This window comes from Citrobacter sp. RHB35-C21, assembly GCF_013816515.1.
Lineage (GTDB): Bacteria > Pseudomonadota > Gammaproteobacteria > Enterobacterales > Enterobacteriaceae > Citrobacter > Citrobacter braakii.
In genome coordinates this window covers 2,878,338-2,898,278 of the sequence record NZ_CP057147.1, presented here as the reverse complement: position 1 = coordinate 2,898,278, position 19,941 = coordinate 2,878,338, and the positions used below count along the sequence as shown (strand labels likewise).

20 protein-coding genes are annotated in these 19,941 nt (G+C 51.7%); 13 read left to right on the top strand and 7 right to left on the bottom strand.

The annotated features are described in order from the left end of the window. Nucleotides 1-58 precede the first annotated feature (58 nt). From ttrS to ydhT, 9 genes are all read left to right on the top strand, one after another. Nucleotides 59-1,792 (top strand): tetrathionate respiration histidine kinase TtrS, encoded by a 1,734-nt coding sequence (gene ttrS / locus HVZ39_RS14145; protein WP_249419353.1) that lies wholly within the window; start codon nucleotides 59-61, stop codon nucleotides 1,790-1,792. Beyond that, nucleotides 1,767-2,351, top strand: a complete 585-nt coding sequence (gene ttrR / locus HVZ39_RS14140; protein ID WP_181632577.1) for a tetrathionate respiration response regulator TtrR — start codon at nucleotides 1,767-1,769, stop codon at nucleotides 2,349-2,351. The genes ttrS and ttrR overlap by 26 nt, the downstream gene beginning before the upstream one ends. A gap of 92 nt (nucleotides 2,352-2,443) precedes the next feature. Beyond that, nucleotides 2,444-2,653, top strand: a complete 210-nt coding sequence (fumD, locus tag HVZ39_RS14135; protein WP_003029345.1) for a fumarate hydratase FumD — start codon at nucleotides 2,444-2,446, stop codon at nucleotides 2,651-2,653. A 482-nt stretch (nucleotides 2,654-3,135) separates the two neighbouring features. After that, nucleotides 3,136-3,762, top strand: a complete 627-nt coding sequence (locus tag HVZ39_RS14130) for a ferredoxin-like protein (protein WP_016152920.1) — start codon at nucleotides 3,136-3,138, stop codon at nucleotides 3,760-3,762. A gap of 118 nt (nucleotides 3,763-3,880) precedes the next feature. Beyond that, nucleotides 3,881-5,983: an aldehyde ferredoxin oxidoreductase gene (locus HVZ39_RS14125; protein ID WP_046274686.1), complete on the top strand. Its 2,103-nt coding sequence runs from the start codon at nucleotides 3,881-3,883 to the stop codon at nucleotides 5,981-5,983. A gap of 10 nt (nucleotides 5,984-5,993) precedes the next feature. Then, entirely contained in the window at nucleotides 5,994-6,659 is a 666-nt protein-coding gene (locus HVZ39_RS14120; RefSeq protein WP_181632576.1) for a YdhW family putative oxidoreductase system protein, read from the top strand. A gap of 64 nt (nucleotides 6,660-6,723) precedes the next feature. Beyond that, the gene (locus HVZ39_RS14115) at nucleotides 6,724-7,392 is read left to right on the top strand and encodes a 4Fe-4S dicluster domain-containing protein (RefSeq protein ID WP_016152923.1); all 669 of its coding nucleotides are present in this window, start codon (nucleotides 6,724-6,726) and stop codon (nucleotides 7,390-7,392) included. Further along, nucleotides 7,389-8,174, top strand: a complete 786-nt coding sequence (phsC, locus tag HVZ39_RS14110; RefSeq protein ID WP_103766243.1) for a thiosulfate reductase cytochrome B subunit — start codon at nucleotides 7,389-7,391, stop codon at nucleotides 8,172-8,174. Before HVZ39_RS14115 ends, phsC begins: the two co-directional genes overlap by 4 nt. 3 nt (nucleotides 8,175-8,177) lie before the next feature. Further along, a complete protein-coding gene (ydhT, locus tag HVZ39_RS14105) occupies nucleotides 8,178-8,990 on the top strand; it encodes a protein YdhT (RefSeq protein ID WP_181632575.1) in 813 nt (270 codons plus the stop codon). Between the two features lie 9 nt (nucleotides 8,991-8,999). Here ydhT and HVZ39_RS14100 read toward each other — a convergent pair whose 3' ends face one another. The 5 genes from HVZ39_RS14100 to HVZ39_RS14080 form a co-directional block, all read right to left on the bottom strand. Then, a complete protein-coding gene (locus HVZ39_RS14100; protein WP_019076692.1) occupies nucleotides 9,000-9,677 on the bottom strand; it encodes an ABC transporter permease subunit in 678 nt (225 codons plus the stop codon). After that, nucleotides 9,667-10,452, bottom strand: coding sequence for an amino acid ABC transporter permease (locus HVZ39_RS14095; RefSeq protein WP_181632574.1), 786 nt, complete (start codon nucleotides 10,450-10,452; stop codon nucleotides 9,667-9,669). The genes HVZ39_RS14100 and HVZ39_RS14095 overlap by 11 nt, the downstream gene beginning before the upstream one ends. After that, on the bottom strand, nucleotides 10,452-11,270 hold the full coding sequence (locus tag HVZ39_RS14090; RefSeq protein WP_016156382.1) for an amino acid ABC transporter ATP-binding protein: 819 nt from the start codon (nucleotides 11,268-11,270) through the stop codon (nucleotides 10,452-10,454). Before HVZ39_RS14090 ends, HVZ39_RS14095 begins: the two co-directional genes overlap by 1 nt. Before the next feature lies 1 nt (nucleotide 11,271). Further along, complete coding sequence (locus HVZ39_RS14085) at nucleotides 11,272-12,102, bottom strand: ABC transporter substrate-binding protein (RefSeq protein ID WP_181632573.1); 831 nt, start codon at nucleotides 12,100-12,102, stop codon at nucleotides 11,272-11,274. 207 nt (nucleotides 12,103-12,309) lie between these two features. Beyond that, entirely contained in the window at nucleotides 12,310-12,450 is a 141-nt protein-coding gene (locus HVZ39_RS14080; RefSeq protein WP_016152930.1) for a hypothetical protein, read from the bottom strand. A 331-nt stretch (nucleotides 12,451-12,781) separates the two neighbouring features. Between HVZ39_RS14080 and HVZ39_RS14075 the strand changes: the two genes are divergently transcribed. Further along, complete coding sequence (locus HVZ39_RS14075; RefSeq protein WP_016152931.1) at nucleotides 12,782-14,263, top strand: APC family permease; 1,482 nt, start codon at nucleotides 12,782-12,784, stop codon at nucleotides 14,261-14,263. A gap of 21 nt (nucleotides 14,264-14,284) precedes the next feature. Here HVZ39_RS14075 and HVZ39_RS14070 read toward each other — a convergent pair whose 3' ends face one another. Beyond that, entirely contained in the window at nucleotides 14,285-14,983 is a 699-nt protein-coding gene (locus tag HVZ39_RS14070; RefSeq protein WP_049040490.1) for a cache domain-containing protein, read from the bottom strand. Between the two features lie 24 nt (nucleotides 14,984-15,007). Further along, nucleotides 15,008-15,733, bottom strand: a complete 726-nt coding sequence (locus HVZ39_RS14065) for a GntR family transcriptional regulator (protein WP_016156385.1) — start codon at nucleotides 15,731-15,733, stop codon at nucleotides 15,008-15,010. Nucleotides 15,734-16,047: 314 nt separating this feature from the next. On the opposite strand from HVZ39_RS14065, the gene HVZ39_RS14060 reads away from it, so the two are divergent. The 3 genes from HVZ39_RS14060 (at nucleotide 16,048) to HVZ39_RS14050 (ending at nucleotide 19,941) form a co-directional block, all read left to right on the top strand. Further along, entirely contained in the window at nucleotides 16,048-17,475 is a 1,428-nt protein-coding gene (locus HVZ39_RS14060) for an aminobutyraldehyde dehydrogenase (RefSeq protein WP_101700846.1), read from the top strand. An 11-nt stretch (nucleotides 17,476-17,486) separates the two neighbouring features. Further along, nucleotides 17,487-17,960: an ester cyclase gene (locus tag HVZ39_RS14055; protein ID WP_016152935.1), complete on the top strand. Its 474-nt coding sequence runs from the start codon at nucleotides 17,487-17,489 to the stop codon at nucleotides 17,958-17,960. Between the two features lie 88 nt (nucleotides 17,961-18,048). Continuing rightward, the gene (locus HVZ39_RS14050) at nucleotides 18,049-19,941 is read left to right on the top strand and encodes an NAD(P)/FAD-dependent oxidoreductase (protein ID WP_016156387.1); all 1,893 of its coding nucleotides are present in this window, start codon (nucleotides 18,049-18,051) and stop codon (nucleotides 19,939-19,941) included.

Sequence of the window (19,941 nt, the reverse complement as noted above, 5' to 3'; positions counted from 1 at the left end):
GGATAATTGAGTGGGACGCAACGTAGCAAAATGTCTGACGGTGCTGGTGTCGCTATGGATGCTAAGCGGTGTGGTCAGGGCTCAGACATGGAACATTGGCGTTTTGGCGATGCGTGGGGAGGTCTCCACGCGTAATCACTGGCAGCCGCTGGAAACCCTGTTGAATCAGCAAATTCCCGGCGAACAGTTTCATATTCAACCGCTGGACCTGCGGCAGATGCAGGAGGCGGTGAATCGTGGAACGGTACAATTTGTGGTCACTAATCCGGCGCAATTTGTTCAACTAAACAGCCGCGCTGCGCTACGCTGGCTGGCGTCACTCCGTTCTACTCGCGGGGGGAAAGCCACCAGTAATGTGATTGGCAGCGCGATCCTCGTCAGGCGCGATAGCGGGATAACCTCCGCACACGATCTGATCGGCAAAACGGTGGGTGCCATTGATGCTCAGGCATTTGGCGGCTATTTGCTGGGATATAAAGCGCTCAGCGATGCCGGGCTGCGCCCGGAGCGCGATTTGCGCCTGACGTTTACCGGATTTCCCGCCGATGCCTTACTCTATTTATTACGCGAAAAAGCCGTGCAGGCAGTGATTGTGCCGGTGTGCCTGTTGGAAAAAATGGACGAAGAAGGGCTTATTCGTAAAACAGATTTTACGGCCGTGCTTAACCATCCAACGTCGATTCCCTGTTTAACCAGTACGCCGCTCTATCCTGACTGGTCATTTGCGGCACTGCCTGCGGTAAGCGACGAGCTGGCCGATCGCGTCACGCGGGCCCTGTTCAATGCGCCGCAGAACGCGACGTTTCGCTGGGGGGCGCCCGCCTCGACCCGCGAGGTGGAAGCGTTGCTGCGCGATGTCCGCCAGCATCCGCAGCAGCGCCAGCTGTGGCTGGATGTCAAAAGCTGGTTTATTCAACATCGGCTGGCGATGGGGGCCGCGGCTCTTGTCTTGTTGTTGTTGACGCTCAATTACATCTGGGTGATGTTGCTGGTCCGCCGACGCGGCAGGCAGTTGGAGCAAAACAACGTATTGTTGCGCAAACAGGAACAGGAGCTGGAAACCGCTCGCCAAATGAGCGTGCTTGGCGAGATGACGTCGGGTTTTGCCCACGAGCTCAATCAGCCGCTATCGGCTATCCGTCATTATGCGCAGGGCTGTCTGATCCGCCTGCGTAATCAGGATCAACAGCATCCGCTGCTGCCCGCGCTGGAGCACATTGATACCCAGGCGCAGCGGGGGGCTGATACGCTGCACAATCTTCGCCAGTGGGTCAGCCAGGCACAGGGCAATCCGGTGATGACCGATGACTGGCAAGTTGTTAACGTTCACGATGCTATCCATCACGTCTGGCAATTATTACGCATGCCCCAGCAATTTCCGGCGGTAGCGCTGCAAACGCAGATCGGTAAGGCGTTAACATTAACGTTGCCGAGTGTTCTCCTCGAACAGGTACTGGCTAATGTGGTTCTCAACGCCGCCCAGGCGGGGGCAACCACCGTGTGGTTTAGCGCTCAGCGTGAGGATGGTGATATGAGTATTCAGGTGCAGGATAACGCCGGAGGTATTGATGAGGTGCAGCTGTACCAGGCTTTTCAGCCGTTTATGACCACCCGTAAAGAGGGCATGGGGCTGGGGCTAGCCATTTGCCAGCGGCTGGTGCGCTACGCAAACGGAGACATTGAGATCAAAAATCATCAGGCTCCAGATGAAAAAGCGGGCGTGGTGGTGACATTACATTTTAAGCAAAACCCGGAGGGAGGCCGTCGTGGCAATCATTCATCTGCTGGATGACGATATTGCCGTCACCCAGGCTTGCGCGTTTTTACTGGAAAGTCTGGGATATGAGGTGTGTTGCTGGGAGCAAGGCGAAACATTCCTCGTTGAGGCAAATCTGCACCAGGTGGGCGTACTTTTGCTGGATATGCGTATGCCTGTACTGGATGGGCATGCTGTGCATGAAGCCATGCGCCAGCGTGAGAGTACGCTGGCGGTGGTATTTCTCACCGGGCATGGCGATGTGCCGATGGCGGTTGAACAAATGAAACGCGGTGCGGTCGATTTTTTGCAAAAGCCGGTTTCCGCCGCGCCTCTGCAAGCGGCGTTAGAGCATGCAGTGCAGATTTCTCACGCCGCCTTTTCGCGACAAGAGATCGTGGTTTGCTATCAGCAGCTTACGCCAAAGGAGCGAGAGCTGGCGCAACTGGTAGCAAAAGGGTTAATGAATCGGGAAATTGCTGATGCCATGAATATTGCCGTGCGCACGGTTGAGGTTCATCGGGCGCGGGTGATGGAAAAAATGCAGGCGGGGAGTCTTGCTGAACTGGTTAATCGACTGCAGAGGATTCAGTAAATTTATGACATTTATTTGATTTTCATTGAATTTTGTCTAATCCGTCAGACTGATATATGCTGTTGGTTTGAGTTAATGACGAGCGGGAAAAAATGGGAAATCAGACCAAAGACGATGAGTTGTACCGTGAAATGTGCAGAGTAGTCGGTAAAGTAGTGCTGGAAATGCGCGATCTGGGACAAGAGCCTAAGCATATCGTCATTGCGGGAGTACTGAGAACCACCCTCGCCAACCAGCGTGTGAAGCGCAGCGAGTTAGAAAAACAGGCTATTGAGACCGTCATTAAAGCATTAGCCGGTTAATCCACAAAAAGAGGATGGTGGTCTCGTTCGCCGTCCTTTTATTCTCGTCACGTTAATTTATCAATATATATAATTTAGTGCTGCAATTAGAAGAGTAACCTTCGCTGTATATTTAGTTATATTCCGAATGATATACTAAAATATATATGCGAGTAGAGTCACAAATATTTGCAAAGCATGTGAAATATTATTTCAACTTATCTTAATGATAATAAATCTCACTCCGCATTTATTATTTCCCTTCCGTTTTTTAATTGATGACGATCAAAACTATGAGCGCTGAATAACCACATTATCGTTACGCCTAACCCTAAAGGATTAGATTCATTCAGTTTAACCACCGTCATTTTACGCGATCAGGTTAGGGCAAAAATTTACGTGTTGTTGGCAACATTAACCGCCCGAAATGGCTTGAGTTGCACGGGTTTAATTTAGCCTGGAGGTGTTGCTAACACAGCGTTTGCGAAGAGGATGCGAAATAAATGAATCAGGTTGATCGTCCATTTTTAGATTGTGGTTTAACGCGGCTTGAATTTCTGCGGATATCAGGAAAAGGTTTGGCAGGATTAACCATCGCCCCTGCACTGTTATCACTTTTTGGCTGTAAGCAGGAAGATATCGACAGCGGTACCGTGGGGCTTATCAATACGCCGAAAGGGGTGCTGGTGACCCAGCGAGCGCGCTGTACTGGCTGCCACCGCTGTGAAATTTCCTGTACCAATTATAACGATGGTGCCGTGGGGACTTTCTTTTCCCGTATAAAAATCCATCGCAACTTCTTCTTTGGCGATGATGGCGTCGGGTCCGGTGGCGGACTTTATGGCGATTTAAACTATACCGCTGATACCTGCCGTCAGTGCAAAGATCCGCAATGCATGAAGGTCTGCCCCATTGGCGCTATTACCTGGAAACAGGAAGACGGCTGTATTGCGGTGGATCATAAACGTTGTATTGGCTGCAGCGCTTGTACCACCGCCTGCCCGTGGATGATGGCGACCGTGAATACCGAAACAAAAAAATCCTCAAAATGTGTGTTATGTGGGGAGTGCGCCAATGCTTGTCCGACTGGGGCATTAAAAATTATCGAGTGGAAAGATATTACTGTTTGATAGATAGCAGGCATACCTGATACGCGTCATTAATTGCCAAAAATATCGCAGTTTTGCAAAAAAACTGCCTGAAGGATGGCGGGTATATCTATTAAACCTTCTTGCAAAGGAAAACATGATGGCTAATGGTTGGACAGGTAATATTTTACGGGTCAATCTCACCACGGGGAATATCACCCTTGAAGATTCCAGTAAATTTAAAAAATTTGTCGGCGGGATGGGCTTTGGTTATAAAATTATGTACGACGAAGTCCCGCCAGGCACCATGCCTTTCGATGAAGGGAATAAACTGGTTTTCGCCACCGGGCCATTAACGGGCTCTGGTGCCCCTTGTAGCTCCCGCGTCAATATCACCTCCTTATCGACTTTTACCAAAGGCAATTTAGTGGTGGATGCTCATATGGGCGGCTTCTTTGCTGCGCAAATGAAATTCGCCGGTTACGACGCCATTATTATCGAAGGCAAGTCCGCGACGCCTGTCTGGATCAACATTAAAGACGAAAAGGTCAGCATCGAAAAAGCCGATTTCCTGTGGGGTAAGGGAACGCGCGCCACAACCGAAGAGATTTGCCGCATTACCAGCCCGGAAACCTGCGTCGCCGCTATTGGTCAGGCGGGTGAAAATCTGGTGCCGCTCTCCTGCATGATCAACAGTCGCAACCACAGCGGAGGCGCCGGTACTGGCGCGGTAATGGGGTCGAAAAACCTGAAGGCTATTGCGGTAGAAGGGACCAAAGGGGTCAATATTGCCGATCGCAAAGAGATGAAGCGGCTCAATGATTACATGATGACCGAGCTCATCGGTGCCAACAACAACCACGTTGTGCCAAGCACCCCGCAGGCCTGGGCAGAATACTCTTCGCCAAACTCGCGCTGGACGGCCCGTAAGGGACTGTTCTGGGGCGCGGCAGAAGGGGGACCAATCGAAACCGGGGAAATCCCGCCGGGTAACCAGAATACCGTGGGTTTCCGTACCTATAAATCCGTGTTCGATCTGGGGCCAGCCGCTGAGAAATACACGGTCAAAATGAGCGGCTGCCATTCATGCCCCATTCGCTGTATGTCGCAGCTCAATGTCCCGCGGGTGAAAGATTTTGGCGTGCCAAGTACCGGCGGTAACACCTGCGTGGCGAACTTTGTCCACACCACCATTTTCCCCAATGGCCCGAAAGATTTCGACGATAAAGACGATGGGCGCGTGGTGGGAAATCTGATTGGCCTGAACCTGTTTGACGATTATGGCATCTGGTGTAACTACGGGCAGTTGCACCGTGATTTTACTTACTGCTATTCGAAAGGCGTCTTTAAGCGCGTACTGCCAGCTGAAGAGTATGCGGAGATCCGCTGGGATCAGCTGGAAGCGGGCGATCCTCATTTTATTAAGGATTTTTACTACCGGTTGGCGCATCGCGTGGGGGAACTCAGCCATCTTGCGGACGGATCGTATGCCATTGCTGAACGCTGGGATTTGGGCGAAGAGTACTGGGGTTATGCCAAAAATAAACTGTGGTCGCCGTTTGGTTTTCCTGTCCACCATGCAAACGAGGCCTCTGCACAGGTGGGGGCTATCACCAACTGTATGTTTAACCGTGACTGTATGGCGCACACCCATATCAACTTCATCGGTTCCGGTTTACCGCTGAAATTACAGCGCGAAGTGGCGGGCGAGCTATTTGGTTCGCAGGATGCATACGACGAAACCAAAAACTACACCCCGATCAATGCCGCCAAGATCAAATACGCCAAATGGACGCTGCTGAAAGTCTGCCTGCATAACGCGGTTACGCTTTGCAACTGGGTGTGGCCGATGACGGTTTCACCACTCAAGAGCCGTAACTATCGCGGCGATTTGGATCTGGAAGCAAAATTCTTCCAGGCGGTCACCGGCGATGAAACCACGCAGGAGAGTCTGGACCTGGCCGCTGAACGCATCTTTACCCTGCACCGTGCCTATACGGTCAAATTGATGCAAACCAAAGATATGCGCAATGAGCACGATCTCATCTGCTCCTGGGTGTTTGATAAAGATCCGAAGATCCCGGTCTTCACTGAAGGGACCGACAAGATGGACCGGGAAGATATGCGTCAGTCGCTGACGATGTTCTATCAGGAAATGGGCTGGGATCCAGAGCTGGGTTGCCCAACGCGTGAAACCCTGAACCGACTCGGACTTGAAGATGTAGCCGCTGATTTGGCTGCACAAGATCTGTTGCCGGCGTAAGGAATGCGAGATGACTAACGTGAGCGACGTTCTGACCCCCGTTGAGGCGTTTCCTGACGAAGTGGATAGCCGAAAGAGACAGTGGCTGCAGGCGTTTCACCCGCCTGTAGAACAGATGAATGCGCCCCAGGTTCAGGAACCTGCCAGCCCGGAGTCGATTGTGGCAGATTTTATCCGTCAGCATTCAGCATCGGGGCAACTGGTGGCGCGCAGTGTCTTTTTGCTGCCGCCTTATTCGGTTCCTGAAACCGATCTTTCCGCGCTGCTGGATGTGCTGGGCCAGGACGCGAATGGTGCGGATATCACCTGTGTGCAGGGTGCGGAAGAAGCATATTTCTATTCGACGCAAACCATGACGGCAAATTACGCCGACATGTGTGTGCAGGTGGTGGAAAACGACATCTGCCGTGCGATTGCCGAGGCGGTACGCTTCGACTGTCGAACGTATCCTCGCCCTTATAAGGTCGCCATGTTGACGCAACCGCCGTATCGCTTTGAGTCTCAACAGATTGCCGCTGCGCTCACGGCCATGGAAACGCATCCTGATTATGCAGATATACGGACTGTGGAATCGTCAAATGCGGAGCCTTATTTGTTCAGCGAACATTTTATGAGTTATGGCAAAGCGTACGGCCTGTGCGAATGGCTTGAGGTTGAGCAGTATCAGAACCCCTGAATTATTCAGGTTGATGTCATGGAACGTGTGGACGACCACTGTCACAGTATTAGAGGATAACCCGATGTCCTTCACCCGACGAAAATTTGTCATTGGCATGGGGACGGTGATTTTTTTCACTGGCCCAGGCCAAAATCTGTTAGCGAGTACCAGGAGTTCTAAAGACGTACATTACGTCATGATTCACGATGAATCACTGTGTAACGGATGTAATATCTGCGCCCGCGCATGCAGGAAAACCAACCATGTTCCTGCGCAGGGTAGCCGTTTGTCGATAGCTCATATTCCGGTTTCGGACAACGACAACGAAACGCTGTATCACTACTTCCGTCAGTCCTGCCAGCACTGTGATGATGCCCCCTGTATTGAGGTGTGTCCGACCGGCGCCTCATGGCGAGATGACAACGGCATTGTGCGGGTAGACACGTCTTCCTGTATCGGCTGTAGTTACTGTATTGGCGCGTGTCCTTATCAGGTGCGCTATCTCAACCCGCAGACCAAAGTGGCGGATAAATGCGACTTCTGCGCTGAATCTCGTCTGGCGAAAGGTTTCCCGCCGATTTGTGTTAACGCCTGCCCGGAACATGCGCTGATTTTTGGTCGCGAAGATAGCCCGGAAATACAGACCTGGTTGAGAGAAAATAAGTATTACGAGCATCAACTTGCAGGCGCCGGGAAACCCCATCTGTATCGTCGGTTCGGTCAACATTTGATTAAAAAGGAAAATGTATGAACGCGTCGCAGAATGCCGAACAGTTTCACGCCCAGCTTGCGCAGTTTGTTCCCCTGTTTTCACCGGACTACTGGCCTGTGTGGTTGGTCATCGCCGGGTTAATGCTGGTGGGGATGTGGCTGGTGCTGGCGCTACACGCCATGCTGCGCTTTCGGGCCGCACATAAAGCGTCGGCAGGGCACGGTGAGAAAGTCTATTTATACTCGAAGGCCGTTCGTTTGTGGCACTGGTCGAATGCGCTGCTATTTCTGCTACTTCTGGTCAGTGGCCTGGTCAATCACTTCTCCGTCGTCAGTGCGTCGGTGATGAAAAGCCTGCTTACCGTGCATGAGGTCTGCGGCTTTTTGCTGCTTGCCTGCTGGATTGGCTTTGTCCTGATCAATCTGATTGGCGGCAACGGGCATCACTATATTATTCAACGTCAGGGCTGGATCGGACGAGCGCAAAGACAAACGCGTTTTTACCTGTTTGGCATTATGCAGGGCGAGTCACACCCATTCCCGGCATCAAAGCGTTGTAAATTCAACCCGCTACAGCAGGCGGCCTATGTTGGCGTGATGTACGGCTTACTGCCACTGCTGCTGATCTCAGGGTTGTTATCGCTCTATCCGACGGTTGTCGGTGACCTGTTCCCCGGCGTGCGTTACTGGTTGCTCCAGGCGCACTTCGCGCTGGCAATAATCAGTCTGTTTTTCATTTTTGGGCATCTTTATCTCTGCACGACAGGTCGTACGCCGGGCGAAACCTTCAAGTGTATGGTGGATGGCTATCACCGGCATTAAGCGATGATGATTACGCGAAGTGACTTACGGGCCTGGCGCGTTGGGCCCGTAATGTATCGCTGGTTTCTACGCGCGTTTCCAACTGGCGGAAGCTATGCTGATGTCCATCGTGCGCTCCAGCGGGATGGGTATACAGACTGGGCAAATAGCCTGGTGGAATACGGCTGGTCAAAATGGCGGGAAGAGGCGAGTTTTGCCCAGCAGGATATTCGCGCGATGGGGAATATTTCCCGTGTACAAACGGCGGGGGAAATCAGCCATCCGCTGGCGAGTGCGGAAGATAACGCCCGATTCAGTTGTGCAGGCGATAACGTTAAAATCACCAGCGCCGGGTATGCCGCACAGATCGCCAGCGCAGGTTACAGCGCACGTATTGGTAGCGTAGGCTATAACGCGCATATCGGCAGTTCAGGCGATCGTGGGCGAATTGCGGTTGCGGGAAATTCGGCACGTATCAGTAGCGTGGGTGACGGGACGCGTATCGCCAGTACCGGCATGCGCGTACGCATCAGTTCGCTCGGCGACAGAAATCGGATTGCCTGCGGTGGTGATTTAACTCAGTTGGCCTGTTTTGGCGCAGAATCGAAAATCGCCAACTGCGCCGACAACATCCACATTATTGCCAGCGGAGAGAACGCCGTTGTTGCCAGTACCGGTGTTGTCGATTCGATAATACTCGGTCCCGGCGGCTGCGCGGCGCTGGCCTATCACGATGGCGAGAGAATGCGTTTTGCGCTTGCCGTTGAGGGGGAAAATAACATCCGGGCGGGCGTGAAATATCGGCTCAACGAAGACCACCAGTTTGTGGAATGTTGAGCCGTGATCTCATTTTAACGCGAAGCGGCGTTGGGTGATTTTCTCCAGGCTCAGGCACAGCAGGTAATAGACCAGTCCGGTAAAGATAAAAATGGCTGCCGGATAGATTTGTACCCGGCTGTTAACCTGACCCGCAACCGTTGTGAGTTCCGGCACGTTAACGATAAACGCCAACGACGTGTCCTTCAGTAATCCAATAAAAATCCCCGTCAGCGATGGCAGTACGTTACGCAGCACCTGCGGCAATAAGATAAGCCACAGAGCCTGATACGGGCGAAAACCCTGAACCACGGCAGCATCATATTGCCCGCCAGGCAGCGCGCTAATTCCTGCATACACTGAGTGCATGACCGAGGCAGCGGTGAACCATGCCAGCGCCAGCGTCACGGTAACGGCTCCGGGGAGATCGCTTCCGGTCAGCATGGGTAGCAAATACCACATCCAGAAAATCACAAAGATTAGCGGAATGCCGCGAATAAACTCCGCCCAGATAAACAACCCGTTGCGAACCGTGCCTGGAAAACGCCAGGCGCAGCAGGCAAGAACTATCCCACCAGGCAAGGCCAGCAGCGCCGCGCCGAGAGCCATCAACAACGTGAGCAGAACGCCGCCGGGTTGTCCATCCGCCACCCGTCCCCACAGGAGATAATCAAGATTGTCGGTAATGACCGAAATGTTAGCGATCATGCAGTATGCTCCTGACGCTGAAGATACGCGTTTTAACCTTGGACGATTTACCCGATGCAGGCCGTGGGCCAAGACGCGTAAGCAGCATACCCAGAACGATGCCGGTGAACAGATAGAGCGCAGTGCCAACAGCAAAGGCTTCCAGCGCGTGCGCGTTGTAGCTCTCAATTTGCCGCACCTGGTAGGTTAGCTCAGCAAATCCAATACCACTGGCAAGCGAGGAAAGTTTCATCAGGTTAAGGTATTGCCCAACAATGGGTTGCCAGGCGTTCGCCAGTCCCTGAGGGAGCAGAATGTGACGAAACGTCGCCCAGGATGAAAAACCCTGCGCCACGGCAGCCTCACGTTGTCCGGCAGAAACCGCCTGTAAACCAGAGGCGATCTCCTCGACCAAAAATGCCGAGGTAAATACGCCCAGCCCCCATGCTGAACAGATAAACTCTGGTGTTAACCACCAGACATCGCCTGGCAGAATAGACCAGGGATGCTCTGCATTGATGAAAGTAATGACGTTGCGGGGCAGCCAGTTCCATGCGGCAAAATACCAGAACATCAGTTGCACCAGTAAAGGCGTGTTGCGAAACACCGAAACCCATACACTGACCACCGCTTTGTTGAAGCGATGGCCCGTCAGACGCAAGCCGAGTAGGAAGATGGCAATGAGCGTGGCGAGTACGACACCTGCCAGTGTCACCCAGAGCGTGGTGAAAAAACCGGAAATTATCCATTGCAGAGGTTGCCCGCTCAGCACTCCCTGCCAGTCCATTGCAAGCATTATAGCGATGACTCCTGGTGTAACGGGTCGAGCACTTTTTTCAGGAAACGCTGGGTTCTCGGGTGCTGTGGTCGGGTGAAAAAATCCTCCGGCGCGGCCACTTCAAGAATTTCTCCGCCATCGATGAATACCACGCGATCGGCAATCTCACGGGCAAAATGCATTTCATGGGTCACGACGATCATGGTGATACCGCTGTGGGCCAGGTTTTTCATCACCTGTAATACTTCGCCGATCATTTCCGGATCCAGCGCGGAGGTGGGCTCATCAAACAGAAGGATTTGTGGCGATGAGGCCAGCGCGCGGGCGATGGCCACGCGCTGTTGCTGCCCACCGGACAACTGTGCGGCATAAGCGCTCGCTTTTTCTGCCAGTCCCACCTGATCCAGCAATTCAAGTGCCCGACGCGCCGCTGCCGCCTTGTTCCAGCCGTGAACATATTCCAGCGCCAGCGAGATGTTCTGATGCGCTGTCAGATGCGAATAGAGATTGAATTGCTGAAAAACGAAACCGATACGGCTGCGTAACTGGCGTAATGCTGCCCCGCGCAACTGACTAATTGGTTTGTCATCAATGAAAATCTCGCCACCGCTGAGCGACTCAAGCTGATTGATAAGGCGTATAAGCGTGGATTTTCCCGAGCCAGAAGGGCCCAGAATAGTTACCACTTCACCGGGTTCAACTGACAGGCTGACGCCGTTAAGTACGGTGTGAGTGTCAAACTGTTTGATGACATTGCGCAGTTCGACGCTTGCCTGGCGCAAATGGTTAAAATCCGCCGCGGAAACTGCACAACGATGAAACAGGGCTGAGAGCATATTACTTCGCTTCTATTTTAAAGGCGCGGGGTTGCGGGTTTTTGGTTTCAGGGCCAAACCAGACATCATAAATTTTTGCCGCCTGCCCGGTAGATTCCAGCCTCAAAAGTTCATCATTGACGGCTTTTAACAGCGCTGGCTCACCTTTTTTCACTCCCACGCCAATCTCTTCTTTGCTCAACAGGTCAGGCAGAATTTTGAAATCTGCTTTATCCGGCGCACCGCTTAATAGACCGGCCAGAATCGTACTGTCCTGGGTGATGGCCTGAACATTGCCATTGCGTAGCGCGGTTAACGCCAGTGGAATATCGTCGTAGGCCAGCACACGTGACTGCGGGAAGCGCTGATGGAGCGCCTGCTCACCGGTAGTGCCTTTCACCGCACCGATTCGCGCTTTGCTGTATGCATCGAGCTGATCCGGGGATTTGGCCGGTACCAGGAACTGCTGCCCGGTAACAAAATAGGGGATGGAGAAGTCAATGACCTGCGCCCGCTCAGGCGTAATCGTGATATCCGCCACGATTAAATCGGCTTTACCGGATTGTAATAACGGAATGCGGTTTGCCGGATTAGTCGCTACCAGTTCCAGTTTTACGCCGAGGGATTTTGCCAGCGCTTCAGCAAAATCAACGTCATAGCCGACAATCTTATGCGTTTTTGCATCGATGGAGCCAAACGGCGGATTCGCGTCGAATGTCGCAACTTTTACTATGCCTGCGGCTTTGATATCGGCCAGTTGGTCAGCCTGAGCCTGCGAGGCGGCAATGCCGGTGGCCAGCAGCACGCCGAGTGCCAGCAGTGTTTTTTTAGCGCGGTAAGTTTTCGTTGCCATAATGATGTAAATCCCTGTCGTTTTTGGTTTGTGCTTTTTACGCTCCCATAACTTACGTTCAGGACAAAATAAGAAAAAATTCTTATCTATTTACAAAATGTTATTAGTGAAAGCGGTGTTAACAATGGGTAAACGCGATGGGATATGTAGATAAGAGGAGGGGCATAGTCTGGCGGTAAAAAAACCGGCATTGCGCCGGTTTGGAAATCAGATTTTACAGGCGTCGCCGCAGTCATTATCAGCAATAATGTCCTGCGCTTTCTTGTCTGCATCTTCCAGACGTTCAGCATTACGCTCTTGCGCTTCTTCCAGTCCATCAAAGACCAGATTATCGAGATCAATTTCCATCATTCACCTGCTCAGGTTCAGCGTTTAACATCACATTATTATATTGCAAAAATGTTGCTTAACAGCAGCGATTCTTGCTACTTAGCGTCGAACTCAATTCGGGGTGCCTGTTTACCCGCCAATTGGCCAACAATTCGCAATTGCTAAAGAACCGTGAAGCGTAAATACCGAAAAATGCTTGTGCCCTCGACTGTTCTACTCCCACCTTTTCATTAACGTGATACGCGATCATTTTTAACAAATTAGCGACAAAATCACTATACATATAACTTAATATCTTTTATACATTAATTGTTCAACCCTGCGACTATTCCACAAAAGAGAAAGCTATATGGAACAGACACCTGATAAGAAAAACGATAATTTTCAAAAAGATGGCAAAGAACAGTTCAATCGCTCGATCGGTCTTATTTCAAACTTTGCGTTGGGTTTTACCTACCTTTCGCCGCTTACCGCCGTCTATTCGCTGTTTGCACTGGCCGTAACGCTGGCGGGGCCGCCCGCAGTCTGGTGGATTTTAATCGTCGCATGTGGACAACTTTTAGTGGCGTTGGTGTTTGGTGAGGTGGCTTCCCAGTATCCGATAACCGGCGGGCTTTATCCGTGGGCCAGAAGGTTATGGGGCAAGAAATATGCGTGGATCGCTGCCTGGATTTACCTGTGGGCACTGGTGGTCACCATTACGTCAATCGCGGAATATACTTCAACATTTGTTGAGTCGCTCTTCCACTATGGTCAGACGCCAGCCACTATGTTGGCGACTTCCGTCCTGCTGCTGCTTTTGATGATGGCTGTTAATATGTCCGGGACTAAAAATCTGGCTCGGGTCGCAAAAATTGGCTTCTGGTGTGAAATCGTTAGCGTGATTGCGCTGGGAATTTATCTGCTGATATTCCACCGTTCGCAGCCATTCTCCGTAATTTTTGATTCGATGGGCGTGCTGGCGCATGACGGCAGCTATTCCACCGCATTTATGTCTGCCGCGCTGATGGGGCTGTTTATGTTCTTTGGCTTTGAGGCCTGCGGTAACGTTGCGGAAGAGGTACAGAATCCAAGTAAAAAGATCCCGGTTGCGATGATTTTGAGCATCGTATTTGGTGCGATTTCGGCGATTATTTCCGTCATGGGATACCTCCTGGCTTCACCAAATCTGGTCAGTATCGTGAATGGCAAAACATCTGACCCGATTCCGGCCATCCTTAATGAAGCTCTTGGTGAAACTGGTGCAACTATCTTTATCATCGTCGCGATTGTGGCGATGCTGTCGTGCATTTTGTCTCTGCAGGCTGCGTTAAGCCGCCTTATCTTTTCTTTCTCCCGTGACAGAATGCTGCCGGGAAGTGAGTGGATGTCAAAGATCTCTAAAAATGGCGTTCCGGATAATGCCATGGTTGTTAGCTGTCTGCTGCCAGTCATCATCTGCGTTTGGGTCTATTTCCAGCCAGACAACCTGTCGCGTATTACCGCGTTTGCCGTCATCGGTATTTATATCTCGTTCCAGATGGTTGTGCTTGCCGCACTGCGCCAGCGCCTGAAAGGCTGGAAACCGGCTGGGGAGTGGACCATTGGCGGTTGGGGCGTGATTGTGAACGTGCTGGCGCTAGCCTATGGATTGTGTGGGATCTGGTTGTTGGCGCAACCGGCAGACAGCAGCGATTTCATCGACCGTTGGACGGTACTGTTCGGCCTGGCGATTGTCGTTGGCTCCGGGCTTATCTATATGTTCCTGACCCGACCGTTTGGTCGCTCTGCTGCGCCGGAAAACGACGCCATTGCCTACGCTAACAAGCTGAATATGGGGCAGGATAACTAAAAACTAAGGGCCTTCGGGCCCTTAGTTTTGATAGTGATAAAGGATAAAGTAGTCGCTCTGATAAACAACGGTACTGTTTGCGGGAGAGAGTAATTCACCCACGCGAAAACGTGGCCAACTGGAAAAGATAATTCTGTTTTCCAGATTGGTCAGAATGACATAGTCAGGATGAGCGCAGGAAAGCAGTTCGGCCTCAATCTGACTGACCAGCAGATCGACGGCGGCAACGCCAAGAAACTGATCGTTGTAGTAGACCGGCACTGCCGAGGTCAGGGTGTAGGAAATATTGCAGATATAGTCGACGTAGGGACCGTGGATATAGGCTTTTCCTGCCGGAGGTGAGTGCTTAAACCACTCGAAGGTTCTGAAATCCAGACGTTGCTGGGTGGCCTGATCTAAATCGAGGTGCGCCTGACTCAAACCATTATCTTTCTTATACCACCATTCCAGCAGCCAATACTCTTTTGTGGTTGCAGTGCTCTCAATATGGCTGGCGAACCCGGCCCCTGAACAGTAATGATTGTTACTGAGGGTGCGCTTGATGTGTTGCTGAACGGTAGATCTCACCGATGGATCGAGGACAACTTCTGCTGAGGCCTTTTGCACCCCGGAAATCGCCTCATGGATGCTCCTCGCCAGCGCAACGGTAGAATCTACGGTAGAGGCGGTAATATCATCAATCTTACGAATTAATGCGCTTAAGGATGTCGAAGAGCTCATTGTCTGTCCTGCCTTCACTGATTGTCAGTTCGAGTTATATTTCAGCTTTTTTTCAATAAGGTAATAGGTAAACGTGTCGATGATCCGTGTGGCAAGCTGCACGGATTCTGCCTCGTTGTGAGCTGCCAGCGCATCGGCCAGTGCCGAGTAAAGCGCAATAATTTCGGCATGAATGTTGTCTGCGCGATAAAGTATCGCCACCAGCGATGCCCATTCAGCCTGGACCTGCAGCTCCTGATTGGCCAGTCGCGCCGAATGTGAACTGGCAGCTATCGCCAGTAGACAGCGCATATCGGCCTGGGTCATCAGCTCTGGTGAGTTTGCCTTGCTGAGCACCTCAACAAACTCGCGAAATTTGGCGATATCCGCGCCGGTCATCCGTCTGGAAGCCAGCCTTGCGCTATGGCTGATAATGGCGCAATGCATTTCACCCAGGTCAGAAAGATAATCCGTACTGATCGCTTTGAACGGATGCAGGGCGCTGTTTTTGCCATCAATATTTTCGCAAACGAAGCTCCCGCCATTTCGACCACGAACCGTATGGATAAGATTATTAGCCCGAAGCGTGTTTAGCGCTTCTCTGATAGTGATATGTGAGACACCCATCATCTTTGCCAAATCAGTTTCGTTGGGGAGCTGTTCTTTTGGCTCCAGCAACCCCGTGATAATGGCGTTTGACAGGCGCTGCACTATCTGGTCTGAACGACTGACCTGCCCGATAGGCGCAAATATGACCGCGTGAGTAATCATAATCTTTTCTGCACTCAATTCCCTGAAACAACGACCATTTTTAACACATGCCCGTCAGGCAAGGAAGGTAAGAATGGCCGAGTTATTTTACATGCCTATGCGCAACGTCACTGCACAAGCGGATGTGTGTCCCGATAACTTCATGATGAGCTGAGCAAACGCGTTGGCTCACGATGAAAAGCCTCATCTCGAAAATGTAAAAATTAAGTTAAAAATGCGAGGCTTATCATAGTGTCAATGTTGCGCATTTGAAAATATTTTACAATATATATATTACATAAGATTCTTTATGTATTAACGGACAGGAGAAAGACATGAAAACCCTGAAGCATTTTATCAATGGGCAATATGTAGCAGGTCGTAGCGAAGATACCTTCGAACTGGTGAGTCCGGTCGACGGCGAAACGTACGCATTATCACCCAACGCCAATGCGGAAGAGGTGGAGCAGGCCTACTCGGCGGCGGAGGCGGCGTTTAGCATCTGGCGAAAATCGACGCCGGCACAGCGGCAAAAGGCGTTATTGCAGCTGGCAGATGAGATTGAACGAAACGTTGAGCGGCTGGTGAACGCGCAGAGTCAGGAGACCGGTCAGCTTCGCCATTTTATTGAGAAGGAAGAGATCGCGGCATCCTGCGATGCCATCCGCTTTTTTGCCGGTGCGGCGCGCTGTCTTGAAGGGAAAGCGGCAGGGGAATATTCCGCCGGGTTTACCTCGACTATCCGCCGTGAACCGCTGGGTATTGTTGGACAAGTCACGCCATGGAACTACCCGTTCATGATGGCGGTATGGAAGATTGCGCCAGCGCTGGCGGCAGGCAATACGGTCGTATTAAAACCCAGCGACACCACGCCGGTCAGCACGCTGCTGTTGGCTGAACTGGCCGCGCCGTTGTTCCCAAGAGGGGCGTTTAACGTCGTATTAGGTAAAGCCAGCACCGGTTCGCTGGTGGTTTCAAACCCGAAGGCCTCACTGGTTTCGATTACCGGTTCGGTCCGCGCGGGTCTACAGGTTGCGGCTTCGGCAGCGGCGAACCTGACCAAGGCGCATCTGGAATTGGGCGGGAAAGCGCCTGCTGTGGTGTTTGCTGATGCAGATATGGACAAGGCGATCGCGACGATCACCACGGCAGGCTTCTTCAATGCTGGCCAGGATTGCACGGCGGCTACGCGTATTCTGGTCGAACAATCCATCTACGCTGAATTCCTGGAAAAGCTGGTTCAGAAAACGAAGAGTATTAAATTTGGACCGCCAGCGGATCAGGCTGCGCTATATGGCGCATTGAACAGTAAAAACCAACTGGAGCAGGTGAAAGGCTTTATTGCGCGTTTACCGGCACATGCAAAAATTGAAACGGGTGGGCGTACCGGGCCAGGTCCGGGCTTCTATTTTGAGCCGACGATCGTCTCCGGATTGCATCAACATGACGAAGCTATTCAGCATGAAGTATTTGGACCGGTAATGACTATTCAGCCGTTTTCGACTGATGAAGAGGGTTTACACAAAGCGAATGATGTGGAATATGGTCTGGCGGCCAGCGTCTGGACCAGTAACCATGGTCGCGCACAGCGCTTCAGCATTGACCTCGATTTTGGCACCGTGTGGATTAACAATCACATTCCTCTGTGTGCCGAAATGCCGCACGGCGGGTTCAAAAAATCGGGTTATGGCAAAGATCTCTCATCCTACTCGCTCGAAGAATATACCCGGGTGAAACATATCATGTGTGACATTTCTGAATAGAGAGGATGTCGATGAAAACATTAAACATAGCGGTGCTTTCATTCGTGATGTTCTCGGGCTATAGCCTGGCAGAAAGCACATCGCTGAATACCGTTAAAGAGTACATGGCAGCCTGGAATGCACACGATGCTTCGCGAGCCGCGCAATATCTTGCTGATGACGCAGTCTATTATGATGCCGCCGCTGGCGAACCGATAAATGGCAGAGAAAAAGCTGAAAAAGAGGTTATCGGTGCCTTTATTAAGGCGGTGCCAGATCTGAGCTGGAAAATGGTCGGCAAACCCGTTTACGACGAAGATACCGTGGCGTTTCGTTGGGAATTTTCAGGCAAAAATAGTGGTGAATGGGCAGGGAGTCCGCCGACAAATAATCCGATAAAATTTGAAGGTGTCAGCTATATTCATGTTAAAGCAGGTAAAATCACCTGGCAGGGTGATTATTATGATTCTAAAAAACTGGATGAAGAGTTAAAGCCAGGGAAATAGTCGGCTGTACCCCTTTATTACTATGAAGGGGGACATCTCTTATTTGTGTCGTATTTAGGGCAGTGTGTAGCAATAAGGAAAAAAGTTAATGGCAATTACCAGACGTGATTTTCTCAACGGCGTCGCGGTGACTATTGCGGCGGGGCTTACCCCGCTGGAATGGGTCAGGGCGGCAGGAAAGGGAAACGCATTTATAGATGGAAATTATTATCCGCCAGGGCTGACGGGGCTGCGGGGTAATCATCCTGGATCGTTTGAAATGGCGCATGCAGTAGGCCGCGAGCATAAACATTTTGATTTAAACGCTCTGCCCGTTGAGGAAGAGTACGATCTGGTGATTGTGGGCGGCGGTATTAGCGGGCTGGCTGCCGGTTGTTTCTGGCGCCAGCTTGCCGGTCAAAATAGCCGGATCCTGATCCTCGATAACCATGACGATTTTGGCGGGCACGCCAAACGTAACGAATTTACGAGCTCAGGTAAGAAATTACTCGGCTATGGCGGTAGCGAAGCATTCCAGTCGCCCGCGCACAATTTCAGCCCTGAGGTGCAAAAACTGATGGAAACCGTGGGCGTCAGCGTCACGCGGTTAAAAGAGAGTTTTGACGTAAACTTCTACCCCGACTGGCAGCTCAGTCGCGGTGTTTTCTTCGACAAAAAGAATTTTGGCGAGACAAAAATCGTCAGCGGCGATCCGGGGCGCGCGGTATCTGATGATATCCCGCCGAACAGGCTCAATGGCCGTAAAATTGAAGACTTTATCAATGATTTTCCGCTAAGTGAGCACGACCGAAAGGCGTTGATCGACCTGCACGTCCATCCTGGCGATTATCTTCCGGGCATGACGGTCGATGAGAAAATGGAATGGCTGGATACCCACAGCTACAGTGAATTTTTGGCCACAAAAGTTGGTTTGAGCAAAATGGCGCTGCTCTATTTTCAGCAGCGTTCTAATGACTTCTTTGCCATCGGCATTGAAGGCATTTCCTGTAGCGATGCCAGGGCGTGCGCATTACCCGGCATGGAGGCGCTGGGAATACCGCCGTTGGACGGCGAGTCGCTGGCCGACCTCGAAGAGCCGTATGTTTACCATTTCCCTGACGGTAACGCCGGGCTGGCCCGACTGTTAGTCAGGTATATGCTGCCGGATGCGCTACCGGGTAACACGATGGAAGACTCTGTCCTTGCCAGACTGCATTACGAAAAGCTGGATCTGCCGGAAAACACCACGCGCTTGCGTCTGAATAGCACGGTGATTAATGCGGCCAACACAAAGGATGGCGTGGTGGTGACCTATCTGCGTGACGGCAAAATGCATCGCGTGCGCGGTAAAAACACCATCATGGCGGGCTATAACATGATGATCCCGTATCTGGTGCCTGAGATGCCGGAACAGCAGCAGGCGGATCTCAAACTGAACGTGAAGGCACCGCTGGTGTACACCAACGTGGTGGTCAAAAACTGGCAGGCGTTCAAACAGCTTGGCGTGCATGAATTTTACTCTCCGGCCGCACCTTACAGCCGGATTAAGCTCGACTATCCGGTCAGCATCGGCGGGTATCAACACCCAGCCTCACCGGACGATCCGATGGTCATTCACATGGTCTATGTGCCTACTTATCCGGGCAGTAATTTGTCGGCCAGAGAACAGTTCCGTCTGGGGCGAGCGTATTTACTGGGGACCACATTTGCGACGCATGAGGAGATGATTCGCTCCCAGTTGCAGGAAATGTTTGGCTCAACGGGCTTTGATAATCAACGCGATATCTCCGCCATTACGGTTAACCGCTGGGCGCATGGCTATGCGTATTACGCCAACGCGTTGTTCGATGATATGGATAAAATGCCAGAAATTATCGAGCGGGCGCGTCAGCCAGTTGGTCGCATTGCCATCGCTAATTCCGATTCTGACTGGGGCGCTTATGCCCATACGGCCATCGACCAGGCATGGCGTGCGGTTAATGAACTCAAGGATATGGGGTGA